The following is a 19,163-nucleotide window of genomic DNA, read 5'->3' as shown; positions in this document are numbered from 1 at the left end:
TTGAGAAAGCGGAACAGCAACGCGGTATCAAGCGCATGGGCAACGTCATAATGGGACGCGCAGTCGCGTTCGATGTATCCCCCTTCGCGGGTCAGGCAGGCAACGATATGGGCCTCGAAGACCTTCTCTTGATGAATGTCGGCGGTGGTGTGGGTGTCGGTCATGCGAATAAATGCTCAAGTATCTGCCGCGCGTCATCGATCGACTTAATACCCAGACGCGTGATCGGTTTGGTTCGGAACTCGTCATATCCCTTGAGATTACTGTTTGCCCCGTCGCGCCCTTTTCGCTCAGGATTGGGCTCTTTGTCCTTCCATGCAGACCCCTTCCAGACCTTCTTGGCGACTTCCACAGTCGCTGGCGACGACGGCGGTGCATACATGCTAACGACCCATAGATTGACGCGGTCTTTGTGATCGAGTTCGGCACCGATGGCGCGGCGGCGTCCGCGTGTTGTCCAGACAGAAAGATGCACTTGTTGACTGGTGGCGGTCTTGGGTGGGACAGGGTTGCAGTTCGCGCTTAGTTGCGCAATGACGAATGCTTTTAGTTCCGCAATGGCATCACTCATCTAACCACCCATCGACTTGATAAACCCACCAAGAACCCCGCCAACCAGATCGCCCACCCCAGCATAACTACGGCGTCCAGCTGCAACCTCTCTTACAGCCTCTCCTACCCGCCCACCATCTTCACCACCTTGTGCAAATGGTTGACCTAGCAGCGAGAAGCCCTTTGCCGTAATGACGGGGTTTACCATCGGCACGCCTTTCAGAACCTGGTGTTCGTTTGTGCAGCGGACGATGCCTTCTTCCAGCAACCATAAACAGCAGCCAGTGAAGAAGGGCTCAAACTCCCCGTCAAGTCCAAGCTCCTCAAACTCAAGCGCCGTTCCATATTGCAGACCTGTTTCGACAAGGTCTTGAAGTATCTTGGAAATAACGACTTCGCTCTTTTGTAGGTTATCCAAAGTCATGCGCCCATCTCCTCTTGAATGGCGTCGAGGCGGCGGTCGGGGGTGCCGAGTTTAGCGTAGGTCGCGACATCGATCTGACCTGTGACAGCGGCGGTGATCAGGGCGGAGCGGTATTCTTTAAGGCGGCCGATGGAGTCTTGGGTTTTCGAAATTATTGGTGCAGACTGTGCCTGTTTGCGTTCGATGTAAGCAGCGATTTCGACTTGTTCTTCGTAGGACGGAAGCATCAAGCGAACCTGTCTAAAGTGCTCCCAATAAAGGCGTTGACGGAAGTCTGCGATGCCCTTGGATGCGCGCCGGAACTCTTCAACACATGATGGGGTCCGAAGGAGATGTTCGAAATAGGCAGAGTGAAGGCCCTTTCGTGGACGCGCCACAACATACGCTGGACTGACCAGCCCATCTATCTTGGCGACCCCGAATGCTCCCTGCCATGCACGCATCATGTTGTAGACCAAGTCGCCGGTTCGAACGCGTTTGTAGGCGGTTTTGTCCTCAATATGATTTACAATCCGATCACGGTCTTCGTCAGCAAGTTCGCGGTCTGAAATACCCCAGTTGATAGAGACAGAAAGAACCGGGAGGCCTTCTTCGCCCATCTCTTTCGACTCTCCGAACAGCGTTGCGATGCGATGAACTTCCCAAGATGCGGGTGCGCGAGACCACCAGTCGATACAAGTGTCGACATGCGTTTCGCCTTTCAGGCCGTGCTTTGTGACTTGCGTGATAAAACTCGTAGCACGCTCCCTCAGCAATGCCACCAACCGCTGCTTTTTCTCGATCAGCAGGTCTATTCTTGCGGTCTCACGGTCTAGAAAGTCGGCGATCTGGCGTTGGGTCGCGAGGTCGGGCAGCGCAACTTCGAGGTTTGACCACATTTCGTAGTTCAAACTCTCGATGGAAACGCCGTATCCCCTGAAACTACGAACTCGATCTTCCAATGCGTAGCGAAGAAAGTATTTGTCGACCTTCGGCACCGAGATGCGTTGAACGACATTCGAGTAGATCGCGCCCTCGACTGGAATGTGAATATACGGGGTGCCGTTTCTCGTCAGGAGCAGGTCATCAGCAGTTGTCCGCTTCCATTTGGGGAAGGCACTAAAGTCCGAGCGCAGGATGTCTCTGGCGCAAGTGTAAAGGGACTCATCGCCGTCTCCCCAATACGACTTGTCTATCACTTCACCAGCGTTTGAAGCAGATACCAACCATTTGAGTTTCACATGCTTCACTCGACCACCTCCTGCAGCAGACCCGCGATTTCTGCTTCGAGCGCCTTCAACTCGGCGTCGATCTCTTCCAGCGGTCTAGGGGGCACGTATTTGTAGAAGTAGCGGTTGAAGTTGATCTCATACCCGACGCGCCCGATGCCGCCATCCTGTGCGTCGGTGTAACTCTCATCCACCCAGGCATCGGGGGCGAAAGGCAGAACCTCACGCTGCACATAGGCGCGCCAGTCCTCGTTCAGTGGCACCAGTTCGTGATCGCGCAGATCGGTGTCTGGTTCTGGGTTGCCGTGCCTGTCGGTGCAGGCCTCGGCATTTTCGTCGCGTTCGGACAGCGCGGACAGAATGGCCTTCCGAACAGGTGCGCCCACCTTGACACCAACCGTCTTGAGAGCACGTGTTAGCGCCGTGTCGAAGTCCTCTCGGTCAATCCACCTTTCATCTGCCGGCAAGTGAACCAGTAAGGCCTCCAGCAAGCTACGCTGTTCAGTCTCGCCAAGCCGTTGGAAAGGCTTTGCATCGCGCAACGCCTCAAGCCCCTCTCGGGTCACCTCAAAAGCAAGCCTAAGCGGGCGCTCCACCCGGATTTCGCGATACCCGAAGTCGGTGGTGTCGAAGATCTTGGACACGTCTTCCCAGCCTGAGTTGCCGTTCAGCATGTCATGGTAGATGCGAGCGATTTCCTCGGTCGCCTCTTCGGGGATTTCCCGGCGCTTGGACCCGAGGGATTTCCGCATGGATTTCCAGAAGCGTTCCCCGCTGGCATCGATCAGTTGCACCTTACCCCGCCGTGCGGTGTCCTTGCGGTTGGTGAGCAGCCAGACATAGGTCTGGATGCCCGTGTTGTAGAAAAGGTCCGTCGGCAGAGCGATGATCGCCTCGACCCAGTCATTTTCGAGCATCCAGCGGCGGATTTCGCTTTCGCCTGACCCGGCCCCGCCCGTGAAGAGCGGCGACCCGTTCATGACAATTCCAATGCGCGACCCTTGTTCGTCGTTGCGCATTTTGGAGATCATGTGCTGGAGGAACAGCAACTGCCCGTCCGAGATGCGCGGAAGACCGGCACCAAAGCGCCCGGCCATCCCTTGTTCCGATGCCTCGTCCTTGATTGGGTCGGCGTATTTCTTCCAGTCCACGCCATAGGGGGGATTGGACAGCATGTAGTGGAAGCGCTTGGAGGCGTGGGCGTCTTGGGTGAGCGTGTTGCCGAAGGCGATGTTCTCGGGGTTGTGTCCGGTCACCAGCATGTCGGACTTACAGATCGCGAAGGATTCAGGGTTCAGTTCCTGCCCGAAGAGTTCGACGCGGATGCGGTCGTTCAGCGCCTTCATCTCCATCTCGGCGATGGAGAGCATCCCACCGGTTCCCGCTGCTGGGTCGTAGACCTGGCGAATGACGCCAGTTCCTGTCAGCGCATCCTTGTCGTTGATCAGCAGGAGCGACACGATCAGGCGAATGACCTCGCGCGGTGTGTAGTGTTCCCCAGCGGTCTCGTTCGAGATTTCCGAGAAGCGCCGGATGAGGTCTTCGAACAGATACCCCATCTCAAGGTTCGAGATGGCTTTCGGATGGAGGTCGATCTGGGTAAAGCGGTCGAATACCTGATAGAGCAGCCCCGCATCGTTGAGGCGCTTGAGCTGGTCGGTGAACAGGAACTTATCGAGGAATACATCACGGACATTGCCCGAGAACTTGGTGATGTAGTCGATCAGGTTCTTGTGGATGTCCTTCGCGTCCTGCCCCTTGAGCGATGCGAAGGTGAACCTGGACAAGTTGTAGAGTTGAATGTTCTGGCCAACCACGCCTGACAGCAATGTGTCGCGGGCTTCATCATCCATATCGTCGGGCAGCGACGCAGCCATCTCGAGAACAGCAGGCTTGGTTTCTTCGAGAATGCAGTCGAGACGACGCAGGACGACGAAGGGCAGGACGACCTTGCCATATTCGGACTGCTTGAAGTCGCCGCGTAAAAGTTCTGCGATGGACCAGACGAACGACCCCAACGACTTGATGTCTGTACTGCTCATTGCGATTTTGCTTTCCCTGCCAGTTGTTACAGGCAGGATTGCTTGAAACATCTGTGGGTTGCAAGTGTTGGGGCAGCAGCAAGCTGTCTTTCTTGCTACCCGTTTTATTTCACCGAAAAAATCCGTCTGACCGAGATATATAGATAAGCCTGCGCGTTCCCCCCGGTGGGGGGGCATTCGCTAACCATATGTTGCAGCAACAAAAACCTCCCGTCACCAAGCCACGTCGATGATGCGACCATCGCTATGCTGGCAGATGCCTACACCGCCAGCCGTTGTGAAGCCCGAACTATCCGCATAGTTCATTTGGCATCTCACGGTTGATCCACGGTCGCCTATAAGAACTGCCACGAAATTCCCACTGCTGTTCGTCACAACAACTGTTCCCACTGCTCCGCCGGTAAACACTGTGCCGACACCGCTGGTGGCCCCTGCGTCAACTGCCTGACCAGAGAAGTTTTCCCCGTCTAGCGTCGTGCGATAATAGTCTCGGTCCATTCCTTGTTCATATTCGATCTGAACTCGAGTGCCTTCGCCGCGCACTACACCTTGCATCGTGCCGCTACACGCAGCAAGCACGACAAAGGATGCTGCCACCAGTAGTAAACACAATTTCATGTTGTTCTCCTAATCAGAAATTCTCCTCCGGCAGGCTATGTGAACGCGCCCGGAATGGACAGGTGCTTTCTTTGCTCACAAGGGTATACCTCAAAGAACACCTTTTGAGGCGTGCTCTGGGGTGTACGAAAGGGTTGAATTTTGCTTTCGGGCGCTCTATTCATCGGACACCACCTTTAAGTACACCTCACAGGGAATAACATGGCCACAATATTCTACGCCCGTGTCTCCACCGCCGATCAGACACCCGAGCATCAGGTCGATCAAGCGCGCAAGGCTGGCTTCACGATTGACGAGGTTGTCTCGGACCATGGGCAATCTGGTGTTTCGACTGTGCTGTCAGAGAGACCAGAAGGACGACGGCTGTTCGACAAGCTCCGTCGGGGGGATACTCTTGTGGTGCGCTGGGTGGACCGCCTGGGCCGAAATTACCAGGACGTGACGGACACCATCCGGCACTTTATGCGAAAAGGGGTCACCATCAAAACCGTGATCAATTCGATGACTTTTGATGGTGCCACTACTGACCCGACCCAACAGGCTGTCAGGGATGCGCTCATCGCCTTCATGGCTGCCACGGCTCAGGCCCAAGCTGAAGCCGCGAAGGAGGCCCAGCGGGCTGGTATCGAGCATGCGAAGGTCGAGAAACCAGAGGTCTACCGAGGTCGCAAGCCTTCCTACAACCGCGACCAGCTTAACCTCGTGCGGGACATGACGAACGCCGGAGCGGGAACCTCCGAAGTGGCGCGAGCGGCAGGGCTGAGCCGCCAGACCGTCCTTCGCATCCGTCGAGATGTGGCGGAAGCCGAGGCGGGATTGCTCCGCTGGGGAATGTAATAAAAATCAAACAGTTAAGGTTCATTCGCATGCTCGGAATCAAAAACCCACACCTTTGCCCTAAAGAGACCTGCGCCTGCAGTTCGTCTTCGGGCACTTCGAGCAATTATCCCTCACCCTAGGAGGAAAGAGAGCCGCACGCCAACGGCCACCAGTTCTAAACCTTCGAATGGCCCTCGCCTTGCCCGGCGGGGGCTTTCCCATTTGTGCTGCAGAAAGGAACCTGATGCAGAATCCCACCACACCCAGCGGTGCCCAGCCCGAACAGGGCCAGACCCTTATTTCCTGCCGGATGCTCCGGCCTGGAGAGATAACCAACGACCCGGAGTTTCGGTTTCGACACATCGTCACCGACAAGGCCCATGTTCGCGGCCTTACTCAAACGCTCAGGGCGTCCGGAGAACTCGACCCCGTCCTAGTCTGGCAGGAGATTGATGCCACCGGACAGCCGACGGGTCGCCTTGTTCTTCTCGACGGCTATCACCGGCTTGCCGCTTACGCCACCGCCAAGCCGCGCGAGACCGTCTCTGCAACAGTATTTCAAGGGAACCGAGCAGGGGCCATGCTGGCAGCTGTAAGGGCAAACTCGCGGGAGCAATTACCGCTGACGAAGAATGAGAGAATGGATGCTGCCTGGAGGTTGGTCCGGTTGCCGGGCGAGCGGTTGAAGGTAAAGGAGATAGCCGGTGCCAGCGGTGTTGGAGCACGCTCCGTCGACATTATGCGTAAAAGGTGGAAGACAATGACAGCTGCAGGAAAAACGGCGACAGGCGAATGGTGGCGAGATCGGCAGGACGACTTGCCGGAGCGAAAAGATCGCCCCGAATTGACCAATGCCGAACGTTGCGCCCACATTGAGAAGATCGCCACGAAAATTCGCGAGGCGCTCGGTAAGCTGCCGTGGCAGGATGAGGAGATTGCAGCCGAGGCGATTCAGCTCGCAGTTGGGACCGCCAAGCTCCGGTCGATGGCCGAGTGGTTGTTCTTCGCTGACGAGCTGGATGACAGCAAAATTGCCGCAATCGGCGGCCACCTTAAGGAACCAGAGACGGCATCTGACGACTGCGATTTCTGACGCAGCGAACACGCAAGCTATAGGAACACGCATTTTGCGTGTTTCGCGGTCCTGTTGCTCCGGCTTGACGACGCCTCGAATTCGCAGGGCAGCGTAGTCGGAACTCGATTGGGCTCCAAACAATCCAACCACAGCCAACCTGATGCTTGACCGTCGGCTACACGCCGCACGGCCCAGTAAGCATCGCCAGCCAAAATCAAGAAAGCTGACCATGAATACTACTACAACAAAGGTAAACTCTGTCCAGAACCGCAAACAGGAACGCGGTGCCCAGCTCGACGAGGGCCAGACCCGCATCGAAATCTATACGGACGGCTCCTGCATCGGAAATCCCGGCCACGGTGGCTGGGGTTCTGTTACTCTTCGAAAAACAGCAGGGGGTGAGATCGCCAAGTCCCGAGAGGCAAGTGGTTACGAATTGTCGACGACGAACAACAGAATGGAACTCACTGCGGTGTGCGCGACGCTGGAAAAGCTTGGCCGGGTCACTCAGGAACCGATCACGGTTTTCTGCGACGCAAATCTAATTCCAAATGCCATGAATGGCTGGTTGGCGAAGTGGAAAGCCAACGACTGGAAGCGAAGCGGGGGCAAGGCCGTTGAGAACCGCGATCTCTGGGAGCGTTTGGATAGCGCTGCAGCAGGGCGCAACATCACATGGAAATGGCTCCGAGGGCACAACGGGTCCAAGTATAATGAGAGGGCAGACCGATTGGCATATAAAGCTGCCCTGCGTGCCGAGAAGAAACTCGCGACCCGGTAAAGCAACGACGACAAGACCCCCGGCGGAAGTTCTGCCGGGGCGTTCGCCGAAGGGTTGGTCGCCGGAATTTCGAGCGAGCATGGACTCAGGGGCGTGGATCGATTTTTTCTTGGATGGGAGCCGCGTAGTTCAAGAGAACCGTTGCCGGTTCATTCCGGTTTCCCAACAAACAGACATCCACACAGAACTCCTACACAGCGCTTGCTGCGGCGAAATTTTTATGTAATAAAATCAGTGTGAAAGACAAATGAAACTAGAGTTCAATTCTCTCCAGCAGCACCATTTTCCACAAACCGTTCGCTGCAATGCACCTGCAGCTCTGCTTGCAAGGGCGATAGGTTGTGGTCTGCGCGCCCCTTTGGTGCGGTTGCAGGCAATTCGGTCCGAAGGGGTCGATGTCCGTGATTATTGCCCAGTTCGATGTTCAAGAAACTGGCTTGGGGGGTGAATCACTCTTGCCTTTCAGCCTGGATGAGTCGGCTCGTGGCTGATGGGGCTGCCGGTTGGCGTGGGGTAGACGCGTTTGACGTTTGGACAGGCAGATCCTTTTACCAAGGCAAGCAGCGACGCATTTTCCTGAAAGTGTCTTCAGACCTTTCCGAAACCCTATCCCCGCCGATCTGGCGGGATCGACTTGCCATAACGTGAGGCGTCTCAGGTCCGGCGTATATGAAAGGAGGGGTGTTTGCCGTCTGCCCGGTGGATCAAAGCGCCGCACTGCAGACTTCAGAGATCACAGGGCCAACCATCCCAAACGAAAAGACCCCAGGTCCTCGACGACGCACCTACACGCAAGTCCAAGTCCCAGCCTAGCGCTCGAGTTGTCCGCGCAGTTCCTCGGCCTCGCGGCGGGCATCGCGCAGCCCTTCCATCGCGGCGTTCAGCTCCGCTTCGGTCTGGGTGAGCTGGTTGGTCAGCTCCGCCTCACGCTGCTGCAGGTAGGTGATCGCCTGATCACGGGTTTCCTCGGCTTCGTGCAGCTCCTGACTCATCCGGTCGAGGTCGGCCACGTCGCTCTGGCGCACGCGGGTAAAGCGATGCACCAGCCAATTCGCGAACCAACCCATCGCAAAGGCCGCAAACAGGATGATGGCTGTGGTAATGATGAACTCCGTTCTGTTCATTGGTCCGATGTCTCCTGTGCGCTGTCATCTGCCTGTGCGGGGGCCTCTGTTGATGCGGCTTCTGATGCTTCTGTTTCAGTCACGGCCTCGGTCGCATCATTCGCTGCGGCTTCGGCCGGATCGGCGTCAAGTTTGCCATCCGCCGCGATTCCGGTGCTGGGGAGCATCAGCTTGAATTCGATCCGCCGGTTGGCTTCGCGTCCCTCTTCGGTGTCGTTCGAGGCGATGGGCGTGCTTTCGCCGTACCCCCGCGCCACATAGGTCGAGGTCAGGATGCGCCGCGCCCTCAATTCGTTCAGAACCGATTGCGCCCGCGCCTGGCTGAGGTTCTGGTTCATTTCCTCGCGGCCCTGGCTGTCGGTGTGGCCCTGGATCTCAAGCCGGATCGGGCCGCAGTCTTCAAGGATGGCGGCAATCTTGTCGAGGATCACGCCGCTGGCAGCCTCGACCGTGGCAGAGCCGGGTTCAAAGGTGATCTTTCCGGCATCGAGCTGCACACCGATCAGCTGCGCCTGACACAGCTCTGGCGGCATCGGCTGATCTTCAGGAGCGGGGGGCTCTTCATAGGTGATATCGAGATCGTAGCTTTCCGCTTCACCCAGTTTCGCCGACAGGAAGCGCGCGATATCCGCCGGAGCATCCTGGTTGTGGCTCATTCCGCGCAACTCCAGACTGTCCGGGGTCACAGTCACCGCGCCGCGTTGCAGGTAGGACAGGGCCTCAAGCCCCGCCAGCACCCGCACGGGCCAGTCGGCTGGCAGACCGTCCACCACGCGGGTTGCGGTGTAGACGCTGCCTGAACCGAACCGCGCCTTGGCGTAGCTGTCGGCGATGGTGCGGGTCGCCGCATCGTTGATGCGCCCGCGCAGCTGAACCTGTCCTTCGGGGCTGAGCGTTGCGGTGAATTCTGGCGGACCTGCCGCCGCAGCGGCTTCGGGCACGGGCAGCACGGCATGCAGGGCAAAGACCTCGGGCAGAGCGGTTTCCAGCTCACCGACCACCTTGTCAAACAGTGGCTCGGGCGTGCCTTCGGCGGCGACCAGGGTGATATCCGCATTTGCAATGGTCACGGACCCGTCACCAATGGCTGCAAGGCTTTGGATGCTCAGTTCGGCGGCATCGGCCCAGTTTGGCGAGGGTACCCCCATGCCGATCACGCAGTTTGCTTCGCCTTCCAATCCGGCCGCGCGGGCGGCAGACAGGATACGCGCCTGACTTTCCTCGCTTTCGGCAGAGCAGGCATCGAACCGCGCGCCGCCTTCGGAAATCAGGAACCGCAGGGTAAAGGGCGTGATGACGGGGCGCGGCGCGGCGATATCAAGGCTGATGCGGATCTGTGGCGGCGCGATGCGGGTCAGCTGGCGCTCGAATGCGCTGCGCTCCTCGGCGCTGTCGGCAATTGCCGTGACCGAGACAGCGCCGGCCTCGACCGAAATCTTGGAGCGCGGCAGCAATTCCAGCGCGGCGAGCGCAAACTCCATGGAAGGTTCCCAGTCCTGGGGGGCAGGATAGTCACCTGCCTCCAGCAGGTCGGTCACTTTTTTCCGGTTCTGCCGCGCGATATCCTGAAGCTGGTCCCTAAGGTCTTCCCGCGATGCGGATAGAGGGATCAAACCGCTGATGGAGATCCCGCGATCATTGCGCAGGATTTCGGCGGAAAACCGTGGTGGTGCCAGACCTTCGGCCGGAGGGACGGTGATATCGTCGATCACCCGGGCCGCATCGACGATGCTGCCCGCCAACGATATGGCGGCAAAGCGGGTGGCCTCGTCCGGGGCGGTACCCTGCAGGATCACCTGCAGTCCGTTTGCCGTCACCTCGGCCCAATGCATGCCGGAGACATCCAGGCTCCGTCGTACCTCCCGCTCGCTGCCGCGTTCGACGGCGGTCACGGCGAAACTGGCGGCCACCAGGCTCAGCCCCGCCGCAGCAGCGAAGGACAGGGTCGGGATCAGGAGCGATGACAGGCGCATATGATAGGCATTCTCCGCAATGGCTGGGCATTGTCTTACAGCGCCAAAGGGGGCGGTTCAATCACACGAAACTGGCTGCGGCAAAGAAGATAAGCGGAATCAAGCCGGTATCACGGTTGAGCCGGAACAGTTGCAACAGCCGGGGGCTGTTTTCGGCGTCAAACACCCTGAGCTGCCAGGTCATGTGCCAGCCCATCGCCCAGGGACCGGCGAGTGCGACCAGCAAAGTCACCAGGCTGGCGTCCTCGCGGGCGGCCATCACGACGGCCAGCGCCATCAGGCTGACGGTGGCCACGATGAAGCGGCGTAGCCAGCGCGGGCTGTTGTCTCCGAACAGGCGGGCGGTGGATTTTACTCCGATCAGCGCATCGTCTTCGGTGTCCTGATGGGCATAGATCGTGTCGTAATACAGCGTCCAGGCGATCCCGGCGAGGTACAGGATCACCGGCGGCCAGGCGAGTGATCCTGTATGCGCCACCCAGGCCAGCATGGCCCCCCAGTTGAACGCAAGCCCCAAAAAGACCTGCGGCCACCAGGTGAACCGCTTGGCAAAGGGGTAGATTGCGACGGGCAGCAGAGCGAGGATACCCATGGCGATCGCGGCTTGATTGAAGGTCAGCAGGATGCAGAAGGCGACCAGCGCCTGCAGCCCCATCCAGATCACCGCACCGCGCACGGTGACCTGCCCCGAGGGGATCGGACGGGAGCGTGTGCGCTCTACCGCGCCATCGAAGTTGCGGTCGGTGATGTCGTTCCAGGTGCAGCCCGCCCCGCGCATCAGCCAGGCGCCAAAACCGCAGGCGACAAAGATCCACGCATCCTGCCAGACCGGCGTTTCATCCCACAGGATCGCCAGCGCCAGCCCCCACCAGCAGGGGATCAGCAGCAGCCAGGTTCCAATGGGCCGGTCCGCCCGGCTCAGGCGCAGGTAGGGGCGGCTCCAGGCGGGTGCAAGGGTATCGACCCAATTCCCCTTGACCGCATCCGCGACCTGACCATCTGGTGTTGGCGATTGCCCTTGCATATGTAGGACCTCATGACTGCGAAGATCAGACTGTATGTAGAGCACCCCTTGGGGGCAGGGCAAACCATTCCTGTAGACCGGGACCAGGCCCATTACCTTTTTGGGGTGATGCGGCTGGGCGCAGGCGCACAGGTGGCGCTGTTCAACGGGCGCGATGGGGAATGGCGGGCCGAAGTCGCCGAGGCGGGCAAGCGCAGCGGCGTGCTGGTCTGCCGCGAGCAGACCCGCCCCTTGCAGATGCCCCCGGACCTGTGGCTGCTGTTCGCGCCGATCAAGAAGGCGCGCACCGATTTCATCGTCGAAAAGGCCGCCGAGATGGGAGCCGCGCGCATTCTGCCGGTGCAGACCGAGTTCACCAACTCCGAGCGCATCCGCCAGGATCGTCTTCAGGCCCATGCGGTGGAGGCTGCCGAGCAATGCGGCGGCACCTATGTGCCCGAGGTGGTGGATCTGCAGAAACTCTCGCGCCTGCTGGATCACTGGCCCGAGGAACGTCAGCTGATGTTCTGCGACGAGGCCGAAGTGGGCAATGCGCTGCAACTGGCCGCCGAACAGTACAAGGGTGCGCCATGGGCCATTCTCATTGGCCCGGAAGGCGGCTTTTCCGAAGCGGAGCGCAGGCGCCTCCATGCCCTGCCGCAATCCCATGTGGTCAGCCTTGGCCCGCGCATTCTGCGTGCCGACACGGCGGCGGTGGCCGCGATGACCCTCTGGCAGCAGGCTCTGGGGGATTGGTGATGGGCAAGCGGGGCGGAGCAGCAACAAAATGGTGCGGTATCCCTGTGTTAATCCGCACAGGCAATGCGGAGAGTTGCACATGAGCTTCATCCGACCCGAAGCGCGGGCTACCCTGTGGCGCTGGCGCGAGTTGATCGTGGCGACGCTGATGCTGCTGATTGGCCTCAAATGGGCCTATACATCCTACGGGTTCACGGCGGTGACCGGCTGGGCGCTGATCCTTGTGGGGCTGGTCCTGGCGGTGATCGGCGCGCAGCGCCTGCGGTTTCGCCTTGGGGGCGGTGGTCCGGGCATCGTGCAGGTGGATGAGGGGCAAATCGCCTATTTTGGCCCGTTGACGGGCGGTGCGGTGGCCCGGTCGGAACTTGAGCGCCTGAGGCTCGATCACACCTCCAAACCGCCCCATTGGGTGCTGGAACAGCCGGGACAGGCGCCGCTGGCGATCCCCGTCAATGCCGAAGGGCACGAGGCGCTGTTTGATGCGTTCGCCGCCCTGCCGGGGCTCAAAACCGAGCGGATGCTGACCGAATTGCGCAAGGCGGGCGCTCACCAGGTCGTGATCTGGGAGCGCAGGCCCAGCCGCCCTTTGAACCAACGGCTGCATTGACACCGGCGGCATTTCCCCCCACTCCTGACCGCCGAAACGAGCGAAACAACAGGACGGAGTGTCCGGCATGTCCATTCCCCAGTCCGGCGGCGGACCGATCGAACGCCACGAACAGTTGGCTGAATACCTTGCCTCCGGCTGCAAACCCAGCGCCGACTGGCGCATCGGCACCGAGCACGAGAAATTCGGCTATTGCAAGGATACGCTGAAGCCGCTGCCGTATGAGGGGAACCGCTCGATCCTCGCGGTATTGGAAGGGCTGCGTGATCGCTACGGCTGGGCGCCCGTGACCGAAGGCGGCAATCTCATCGGCCTCACCAAGGACGGCGCGAACGTCAGCCTAGAACCCGGTGGCGCGCTGGAGCTGTCGGGCGCTCCGCTGGAGACCATCCACGAAACCTGCGACGAGGTGAACACCCACCTGCGCGAGGTGAAGGAAATCGCCGACAAGATCGGTGTCGGTTTCATCGGCCTGGGCGCGGCCCCTATCTGGAGCCACGAGGAAATGCCGCTGATGCCCAAGGGGCGCTATCGGCTGATGAACGACTATATGACCAAGGTCGGCACCATGGGGCGCGCCATGATGCGCCGCACCACCACGGTGCAGGTGAACCTCGATTTTTCCTCCGAAGCCGACATGGTGCAGAAACTGCGCGTGGCGCTGGCGCTGCAGCCGGTTGCGACCGCGCTGTTCGCCAATTCGCCCTTCTTCGAGGGCAAACCCAACGGTCAGAAATCCTGGCGCAGCACCATCTGGCGTCACCTTGATGATGCGCGCACAGGGATGCTGCCTTTCGTCTTTGAAGGCGGCATGGGCTTTGAGCGCTACGTCCAGTACGCGCTCGATGTGCCGATGTATTTCGTCTACCGCGACGGGGAATACATCAATGCGCTGGGCCAGTCCTTCCGGGACTTCCTGAAAGGTGAGCTGCCCGCGCTGCCCGGTGAAATTCCGACCCTTAGCGACTGGGCCGATCACCTGACCACAGCCTTCCCCGAGGCGCGGATCAAGAAATACATGGAGATGCGCGGCGCCGATGGCGGTCCCTGGCGCAGGCTCTGTGCGCTGCCCGCCTTCTGGGTTGGTCTGATGTATGATCAAAGCAGCCTCGATGCGGCCTGGGATCTGGTCAAGGGCTGGGATGCCGAGACCCGCGAGGCCCTGCGCGTCGGCGCCGCCGAACAGGCGCTGCAGGCCGAGGTGGGCGCGATCAAGATGCACGATCTGGCGCGGCAGGTGCTGGAGATCTCCGAAGCGGGCCTGAAGACACGCGCGCGCGCGGGTGCAGGCGGTATGGTGCCGGACGAGACGCATTTCCTGAACGCGCTGAAGGAAAGCATCGACAGCGGCAAGGTTCCGGCGGATGAGCTGCTGGATCATTACCATGGCGACTGGAATGGTGATCTGACCCGGATCTACGCCGAATACAGCTACTGACCAAACCAGTCGAAACGATTGAAAAGGGGGCGCCGCTGAGACGCCCCTTTTTCTTGATTGCGGTCCTCAAGCGGCGCCTTTCGGTCGTTGACCCACTTGGCGGCGGGGTCAGGGTGTGATCAGGATGCTGCCGGTCACCTCGACCTCTCCGGTTTCGGTCAGGCGAAACACGAGGATCTCACCGGATCGGGGCGTGCGCCCGGTCAGGGCGGAGATGTTCACCTGATGGGTGACCAGCAACAAACGGCCCTCGGCCTTGTTGAGCAGATCAAGCGTTTCACGCGTCTGGCTGTCCCGTGTGGAGAAATCCTGAAAGAAGGAGTTCAGCGCCGGTGCATCTGTCACTGGTCCAAGGTCAAGGAGCCGGGCCGTGTCGCGGGTCCGGCACCACTGGCTGGTGAGGATCGCATCGAATGTGATGCCTTCGGCCTTGAGCGCGGCGCCGGTCTGTTCGGCCTGTCTGCGCCCGCGGGCATCGAGATTTCGCTGGGTGCTGCAATCGTCCAGCACGAAAGCCCCCGGATCGCCAGTACCCGGCGCCAGCGCGTGGCGCATGATTGCCATGGTACCCGGCGCCTTGAGAGCATCCCAGTCATTGGCCGCTGCCACCATGGGCAGTGCCAGAAATATAACAAGCAGTCGAATCATGCGGCGGATCTCCCAGAGGTGCGAATATGGGGCATTTTGCTACTGCCATTGACATGGTTCAGTTTCGCAAAACGGCAAACGGCAGGGCTTGTTGGCGGGATGTGTTTTGCAGGGCGCGCGCGGCATCTAGGCTCCAGGATCCAGCCAGGGGACCACGGGCTGGCGGGCCTTGGCATAGCCGGGCACGTCAGCATCCAGCCGCGCGGCGAGGTCCGGCAAGCGGCTGACCGGCACCTTGGGAAAGAGGTGATGCTCGCGGTGATAGAACATCAGATAGGCAAGCCGGGCCAGGATCCCACGCTGGCTGCGCCCGGCAAGGCCCGTTTTGGCCGTGCCCTGATGGGTGATCCAGACAGCAAAGAAGGCCGTCAGACATTGCGCCACGGCCATGGCCGCCAGATGCAGCAGCAGGAAATCCAGACCGCTCAGGAGAATAGCTCCAACGGTCACAGAAACACTGAGACCATCCCGCAGCATCCGCAGCTGCCACTTGCGCCCGCCGCCTTGCCAACAGTGACGGATGAGATCAAGCGGAAAGCGCGGACCGTAGAGGAGGACCTCGCCTGCGCTCATGTGGCCGCAATGCCCTTCGAGGTCGCCGGGGCCCATGGCGTGGCGATGGTGCTGCATGTGGCTCCAGGCGACGGAGGAGTTGCAGCCCATCATGACCGCGCTCAGGAGGTGCAAGAGCGCGATGTCAAACCGCCGGGGCAGGCCGAGATTGCCATGGATCGCTTCGTGGTTCAGACGCAGGGCGCAGAGAAAGAACATGAAGCTGGCGACGGCGCCCAAGGGCCAGAGCGGCGAGGCATAGAGCGCCCAGGACAGCGCCAGCCAAGGCAGCGGCAGGGTGAGCTCCACCACCTTTTGCCATGGGCGCAGGTTTGACAGGTCCTGCCACTGCACTTGGGACGGAGCGGTCTCGCGGGGCTGCATGTCTGTCTCCTTTCTTCGGATTTATGCGGGGCTTGGGGCAGGGGGCTGTGGAGCTGGATCAGAGTTCTGAGCCGCATCCACCGCCTCGCGGACCACGGCCCGCAGGGTGGCGACGGCGTGGGTGAAACCAAGGCCAAGGCAGATTGCCGCAAAGCCGAGCGCGGGCAAGAGGCTCGCGATGCCCATCGCGGGCAGCAGGCCCCGGCTTCCCTCAGTGAGCAGCGGCAGTGCGGAACCGATCAGCCCGACGCCGCCCATGGCGATCATGGCATAGCCGGTGGCGATGGTGACGCCCGCCGCCCGCGCGGCGCGGCCCGATTGCGGGCAGTCGCCCATGATGCTGGAAATCTTGAGGATCATCAGGGTCATCGCGGTGACCATGAGAAGGGCAAGGGCAAGGTAGATTGCGATGTGAAACAGCATGTTGGGGCCTTTCGATTCAGAGGGGTTGTTTGTAGAAATCGCGTTCGAGAGCGGCGTAGAGGACGCCGCTGATCCCGCCCCAAAGCGGAGCGAAGAAACAGCCAAAGATAAGGAAGATTTCCAAGCCGCCGGTTCTTCCACCGCTGGCCGCGCCAAGGAGAGTGAGCGGCAGGAACACGGCCACATGGGCCAACAATGCGAGCCAGACCCAGTCATATGGCGCGACGCGATGGCGGCGCATGTAGACCAGCATTACCGGAATGCCGACGACGAGATAGACCGGCCCGCCCAAAAGGGTGGCTGCTTGAATGAACAGAGTGGACCATCCAAGAAGGCCAATCACTCCCGGCCCAGCGATCATGGCGATGAAAAAGGCGACGGGGTCCACCAGGTGGCGCTTTGCCACGACTTCGGGCTCAGTGTTTTTTACATCGTCAGTTATTTCTGTCATTTGTGAAATCTCCGGGTAAAATTTTTTGAGTGCGCCTAGTCGGATTTTCCGCCGGGCAGGAAGCGCACCAGTTTCGATCCCATCTTCAGCACCGCCAGATGCACCGCGCGGGGCAGGCGGGAAAAGTCCATATACCAGTCGTCGAACATCTGCATCACGCGCAGGGTTTCGCCCATGCGCGCCTTGATGACCTTGGGGGTGTTGTCCTCTTCGGCCTCGGCCATGACCTCTTCGAGGGCGCGCAAGGTGGGGGCAAATTCACGCTCGCGCCGGGCGGCCACCACAGCATCCACCAGATCGAACATGTCGCGGATCGAGGTGAAATGATCGCGCCGGTCTCCCAGCTGACGGGAGGATTTGACCAGCCCCTGCGACTGCAGTTCCTTGAGGCCATTGGAGACATTGGAGCGCGCAAGGTTTAGCGTCTCGCAGATCTCCTCGGCGGTCAGCGCATCGGGCGAGATATGCAAAAGCGCGTGGATCTGCGCGACAGAGCGGTTCACACCCCATTTGGAGCCCATCTCTCCCCAATGTAGGATAAAGTTCTGCATGGCGGGGGTGAGGTGCATCCGATTGCTCCTGAAATTTCTGTAATTTCAGAAATAACAGGATTGCGAGCTGAGTCAACAAAAAATCGGCGGCAGGAAATCCCGCCGCCGCATCTTGCGTCCGTGAGTGAGGTCGCTTTGTGTTGTGGCGCTTACTGGTTCTGCAGCGCTGCCGGATCCTTGTCGGCGATGTCGGTCCAGTTGGTATCTGCCTTTTCGATGAAGCCGGCGATATCGCCTTCCCAGCGCTTCTGGATGTCTTCGGCGAGGTTCAGGTACAGCTTGTCATCGACGATCTTCCACAGGGTCGGGTCACCGTCGAACTTGAAGCCCATGGCCGCACCAAAGGCGCAATATCCGCCGTACTCGGGCAGGTAGGCTTCGGGGTTCTTCTCGAAGGCGACCTTGTTTTCCTCGGAGGCGAAACGATACAGGGCTTCATTGTGCACCGAGGTGATTTTCCAGTTGCCGGGGGTCGGCTCACCGACGGTGAAATAGGCCACCGGGTCATAGCCCTGCAGCGCCAGGCCGGTCGAGGACGCGTTGAGTTCAACGCCTGCCGCCATGGCCGAGGTCGCCAGCGCGACCGACAGTGCGACACCGCTCAAAACAGTCTTGAATTTATTCATGGTTCCATCCTTTCAAAGGGGGCCGGGGATGTAATGCTCCCGCTCTTGGCCCATGGATCGTGTATCTGTGTGCAACCCGTTGCGGCTGTCACAGCACCCATGTGGAGACGAAGGCGATCACGTTCAAAACAACTCATTTTGACTGCGCCGTGTGGAGGTCGGGACTGTTCGGGAATGCACATCACAAGGTCGCGGGACGACCGTGAACCGGATGTGAGGTCAACCGACACAGACCCGTGCCCGGTGTCATTTCCGCTCCTTTCCTTATGCGGAGTCCGGTCAGGATTGGCGGAGAAATGATCAAGATATCACCGTCCGAAGCGAGGGATCGTTAACCCTGAACGGTTAGCCTCTCTGGCAGATGCAACACTACGAGTCGCCATGTTGAAAGTTCGCACAACAACCGAGAAGTGGCTATCGGTCCTTGTCATCTCTGGCATGTCGATCCTGGTATCGGTTCTTATCACCGTTTTGATCAACGGTGACGCTCCTGAAGATGTCTCGTTGCGCACCGCGATTCTGGTGCCGTTGCTGATTGCGCCACCTGTTACGCTGTGGTCGGCCAACCGTATGCTGGAAATCCACCGTCTCAATCAGCAGCTTGAGTATCTCTTGGCTCATGACCAGATGACCAACCTGCTCAGCCGCGCTCATTTCATGCGCCGCATGGACGAAATGTGCGAAACCTTCCGGGGCACCGTCCTGATGCTCGATATCGATCTGTTCAAACAGGTGAACGACACCTATGGCCACCTGGTCGGCGATGAGGTTATCCGCCACGTCGCAAAGGTGATCGAGGACCACGTGCAGAAGGATGGTCTGGCGGCGCGCTACGGGGGCGAAGAATTCGTGGTCTGTCTTCCCCAACACGATCTGGACGAGGCGATGCGTCGCGCTGAGGAGATCCGAAAGGCCGTCGAGAACCAGGCAGTAACTATTCCGCCTGGCAAGGATCTCAAATGCACGATCTCCATTGGTCTCGGTCTTGCAGACGGCGCTCAGCCTTTGACCGAGGTCATTCGCCGCGCGGATGACGCCCTCTATCTGGCCAAGAACCAGGGGCGCAACCGGGTGGGCGTCCTGCAGCAGGTTTCGGAATAGGGGC

21 protein-coding genes are annotated in these 19,163 nt (G+C 59.8%); 7 read left to right on the top strand and 14 right to left on the bottom strand.

What is annotated here, in order from left to right:
• Window positions 1–160 precede the first annotated feature (160 nt).
• The 5 genes from AADA15_RS14370 to AADA15_RS14350 form a co-directional block, all read right to left on the bottom strand.
• Entirely contained in the window at window positions 161–571 is a 411-nt protein-coding gene (locus AADA15_RS14370) for a hypothetical protein (RefSeq protein WP_341642241.1), read from the bottom strand.
• Window positions 572–976 carry a hypothetical protein gene (locus tag AADA15_RS14365; RefSeq protein WP_341642240.1) on the bottom strand — a complete coding sequence of 135 codons (405 nt, stop codon included), beginning with the start codon at window positions 974–976 and terminating at the stop codon, window positions 572–574.
• Window positions 973–2,205: a restriction endonuclease subunit S gene (locus tag AADA15_RS14360; protein WP_341642239.1), complete on the bottom strand. Its 1,233-nt coding sequence runs from the start codon at window positions 2,203–2,205 to the stop codon at window positions 973–975. Before AADA15_RS14360 ends, AADA15_RS14365 begins: the two co-directional genes overlap by 4 nt.
• Entirely contained in the window at window positions 2,202–4,226 is a 2,025-nt protein-coding gene (locus AADA15_RS14355; protein WP_341642238.1) for a type I restriction-modification system subunit M, read from the bottom strand. The genes AADA15_RS14360 and AADA15_RS14355 overlap by 4 nt, the downstream gene beginning before the upstream one ends.
• A 213-nt stretch (window positions 4,227–4,439) precedes the next feature.
• Window positions 4,440–4,844 (bottom strand): hypothetical protein, encoded by a 405-nt coding sequence (locus AADA15_RS14350; protein WP_341642237.1) that lies wholly within the window; start codon window positions 4,842–4,844, stop codon window positions 4,440–4,442.
• Window positions 4,845–5,045: 201 nt separating this feature from the next.
• On the opposite strand from AADA15_RS14350, the gene AADA15_RS14345 reads away from it, so the two are divergent.
• The 3 genes from AADA15_RS14345 (at window position 5,046) to AADA15_RS14335 (ending at window position 7,519) form a co-directional block, all read left to right on the top strand.
• Window positions 5,046–5,681: a recombinase family protein gene (locus AADA15_RS14345; RefSeq protein WP_341642236.1), complete on the top strand. Its 636-nt coding sequence runs from the start codon at window positions 5,046–5,048 to the stop codon at window positions 5,679–5,681.
• Between the two features lie 226 nt (window positions 5,682–5,907).
• Window positions 5,908–6,756 carry a ParB N-terminal domain-containing protein gene (locus AADA15_RS14340; protein ID WP_341642235.1) on the top strand — a complete coding sequence of 283 codons (849 nt, stop codon included), beginning with the start codon at window positions 5,908–5,910 and terminating at the stop codon, window positions 6,754–6,756.
• A gap of 211 nt (window positions 6,757–6,967) precedes the next feature.
• Window positions 6,968–7,519 (top strand): ribonuclease H family protein, encoded by a 552-nt coding sequence (locus AADA15_RS14335; RefSeq protein WP_341642234.1) that lies wholly within the window; start codon window positions 6,968–6,970, stop codon window positions 7,517–7,519.
• Between the two features lie 809 nt (window positions 7,520–8,328).
• On the opposite strand, the gene AADA15_RS14330 is transcribed toward AADA15_RS14335, so the two are convergent.
• From AADA15_RS14330 to ubiA, 3 genes are all read right to left on the bottom strand, one after another.
• Entirely contained in the window at window positions 8,329–8,643 is a 315-nt protein-coding gene (locus AADA15_RS14330; RefSeq protein ID WP_341642233.1) for a hypothetical protein, read from the bottom strand.
• Window positions 8,640–10,616: an OmpA family protein gene (locus tag AADA15_RS14325; protein ID WP_341642232.1), complete on the bottom strand. Its 1,977-nt coding sequence runs from the start codon at window positions 10,614–10,616 to the stop codon at window positions 8,640–8,642. The genes AADA15_RS14330 and AADA15_RS14325 overlap by 4 nt, the downstream gene beginning before the upstream one ends.
• A 61-nt stretch (window positions 10,617–10,677) precedes the next feature.
• Window positions 10,678–11,640 carry a 4-hydroxybenzoate octaprenyltransferase gene (ubiA, locus tag AADA15_RS14320; protein ID WP_341642231.1) on the bottom strand — a complete coding sequence of 321 codons (963 nt, stop codon included), beginning with the start codon at window positions 11,638–11,640 and terminating at the stop codon, window positions 10,678–10,680.
• 12 nt (window positions 11,641–11,652) lie between these two features.
• On the opposite strand from ubiA, the gene AADA15_RS14315 reads away from it, so the two are divergent.
• The 3 genes from AADA15_RS14315 to AADA15_RS14305 all read left to right on the top strand — a co-directional run bounded on the left by AADA15_RS14315 (window position 11,653) and on the right by AADA15_RS14305 (window position 14,423).
• A complete protein-coding gene (locus tag AADA15_RS14315) occupies window positions 11,653–12,378 on the top strand; it encodes a 16S rRNA (uracil(1498)-N(3))-methyltransferase (protein ID WP_341642230.1) in 726 nt (241 codons plus the stop codon).
• Window positions 12,379–12,457: 79 nt separating this feature from the next.
• Window positions 12,458–12,985: a hypothetical protein gene (locus AADA15_RS14310; RefSeq protein WP_341642229.1), complete on the top strand. Its 528-nt coding sequence runs from the start codon at window positions 12,458–12,460 to the stop codon at window positions 12,983–12,985.
• Between the two features lie 67 nt (window positions 12,986–13,052).
• Window positions 13,053–14,423, top strand: coding sequence for a glutamate--cysteine ligase (locus AADA15_RS14305; protein ID WP_341642228.1), 1,371 nt, complete (start codon window positions 13,053–13,055; stop codon window positions 14,421–14,423).
• 108 nt (window positions 14,424–14,531) lie between these two features.
• Here the strand turns inward: AADA15_RS14305 and AADA15_RS14300 are convergent, their stop codons facing one another.
• The 6 genes from AADA15_RS14300 to AADA15_RS14275 all read right to left on the bottom strand — a co-directional run bounded on the left by AADA15_RS14300 (window position 14,532) and on the right by AADA15_RS14275 (window position 18,058).
• Complete coding sequence (locus AADA15_RS14300) at window positions 14,532–15,071, bottom strand: histidine phosphatase family protein (RefSeq protein WP_341642227.1); 540 nt, start codon at window positions 15,069–15,071, stop codon at window positions 14,532–14,534.
• A gap of 126 nt (window positions 15,072–15,197) precedes the next feature.
• Window positions 15,198–16,007, bottom strand: coding sequence for a fatty acid desaturase (locus AADA15_RS14295; RefSeq protein WP_341642226.1), 810 nt, complete (start codon window positions 16,005–16,007; stop codon window positions 15,198–15,200).
• Between the two features lie 21 nt (window positions 16,008–16,028).
• Window positions 16,029–16,430 carry a hypothetical protein gene (locus AADA15_RS14290; RefSeq protein ID WP_341642225.1) on the bottom strand — a complete coding sequence of 134 codons (402 nt, stop codon included), beginning with the start codon at window positions 16,428–16,430 and terminating at the stop codon, window positions 16,029–16,031.
• Between the two features lie 16 nt (window positions 16,431–16,446).
• Window positions 16,447–16,881, bottom strand: a complete 435-nt coding sequence (locus AADA15_RS14285; RefSeq protein WP_341642224.1) for a hypothetical protein — start codon at window positions 16,879–16,881, stop codon at window positions 16,447–16,449.
• Between the two features lie 35 nt (window positions 16,882–16,916).
• The gene (locus AADA15_RS14280; protein ID WP_341642223.1) at window positions 16,917–17,450 is read right to left on the bottom strand and encodes a GbsR/MarR family transcriptional regulator; all 534 of its coding nucleotides are present in this window, start codon (window positions 17,448–17,450) and stop codon (window positions 16,917–16,919) included.
• Between the two features lie 131 nt (window positions 17,451–17,581).
• Window positions 17,582–18,058 (bottom strand): YHS domain-containing (seleno)protein, encoded by a 477-nt coding sequence (locus AADA15_RS14275; protein ID WP_192965495.1) that lies wholly within the window; start codon window positions 18,056–18,058, stop codon window positions 17,582–17,584.
• Between the two features lie 381 nt (window positions 18,059–18,439).
• Between AADA15_RS14275 and AADA15_RS14270 the strand changes: the two genes are divergently transcribed.
• The gene (locus AADA15_RS14270) at window positions 18,440–19,159 is read left to right on the top strand and encodes a GGDEF domain-containing protein (protein WP_341642222.1); all 720 of its coding nucleotides are present in this window, start codon (window positions 18,440–18,442) and stop codon (window positions 19,157–19,159) included.
• Window positions 19,160–19,163 lie beyond the last annotated feature (4 nt).

The organism is Phycobacter sedimenti (assembly GCF_038148855.1).
GTDB lineage: Bacteria > Pseudomonadota > Alphaproteobacteria > Rhodobacterales > Rhodobacteraceae > Phycobacter > Phycobacter sedimenti.
This window is presented reverse-complemented; position numbering and strand designations above follow the sequence as displayed.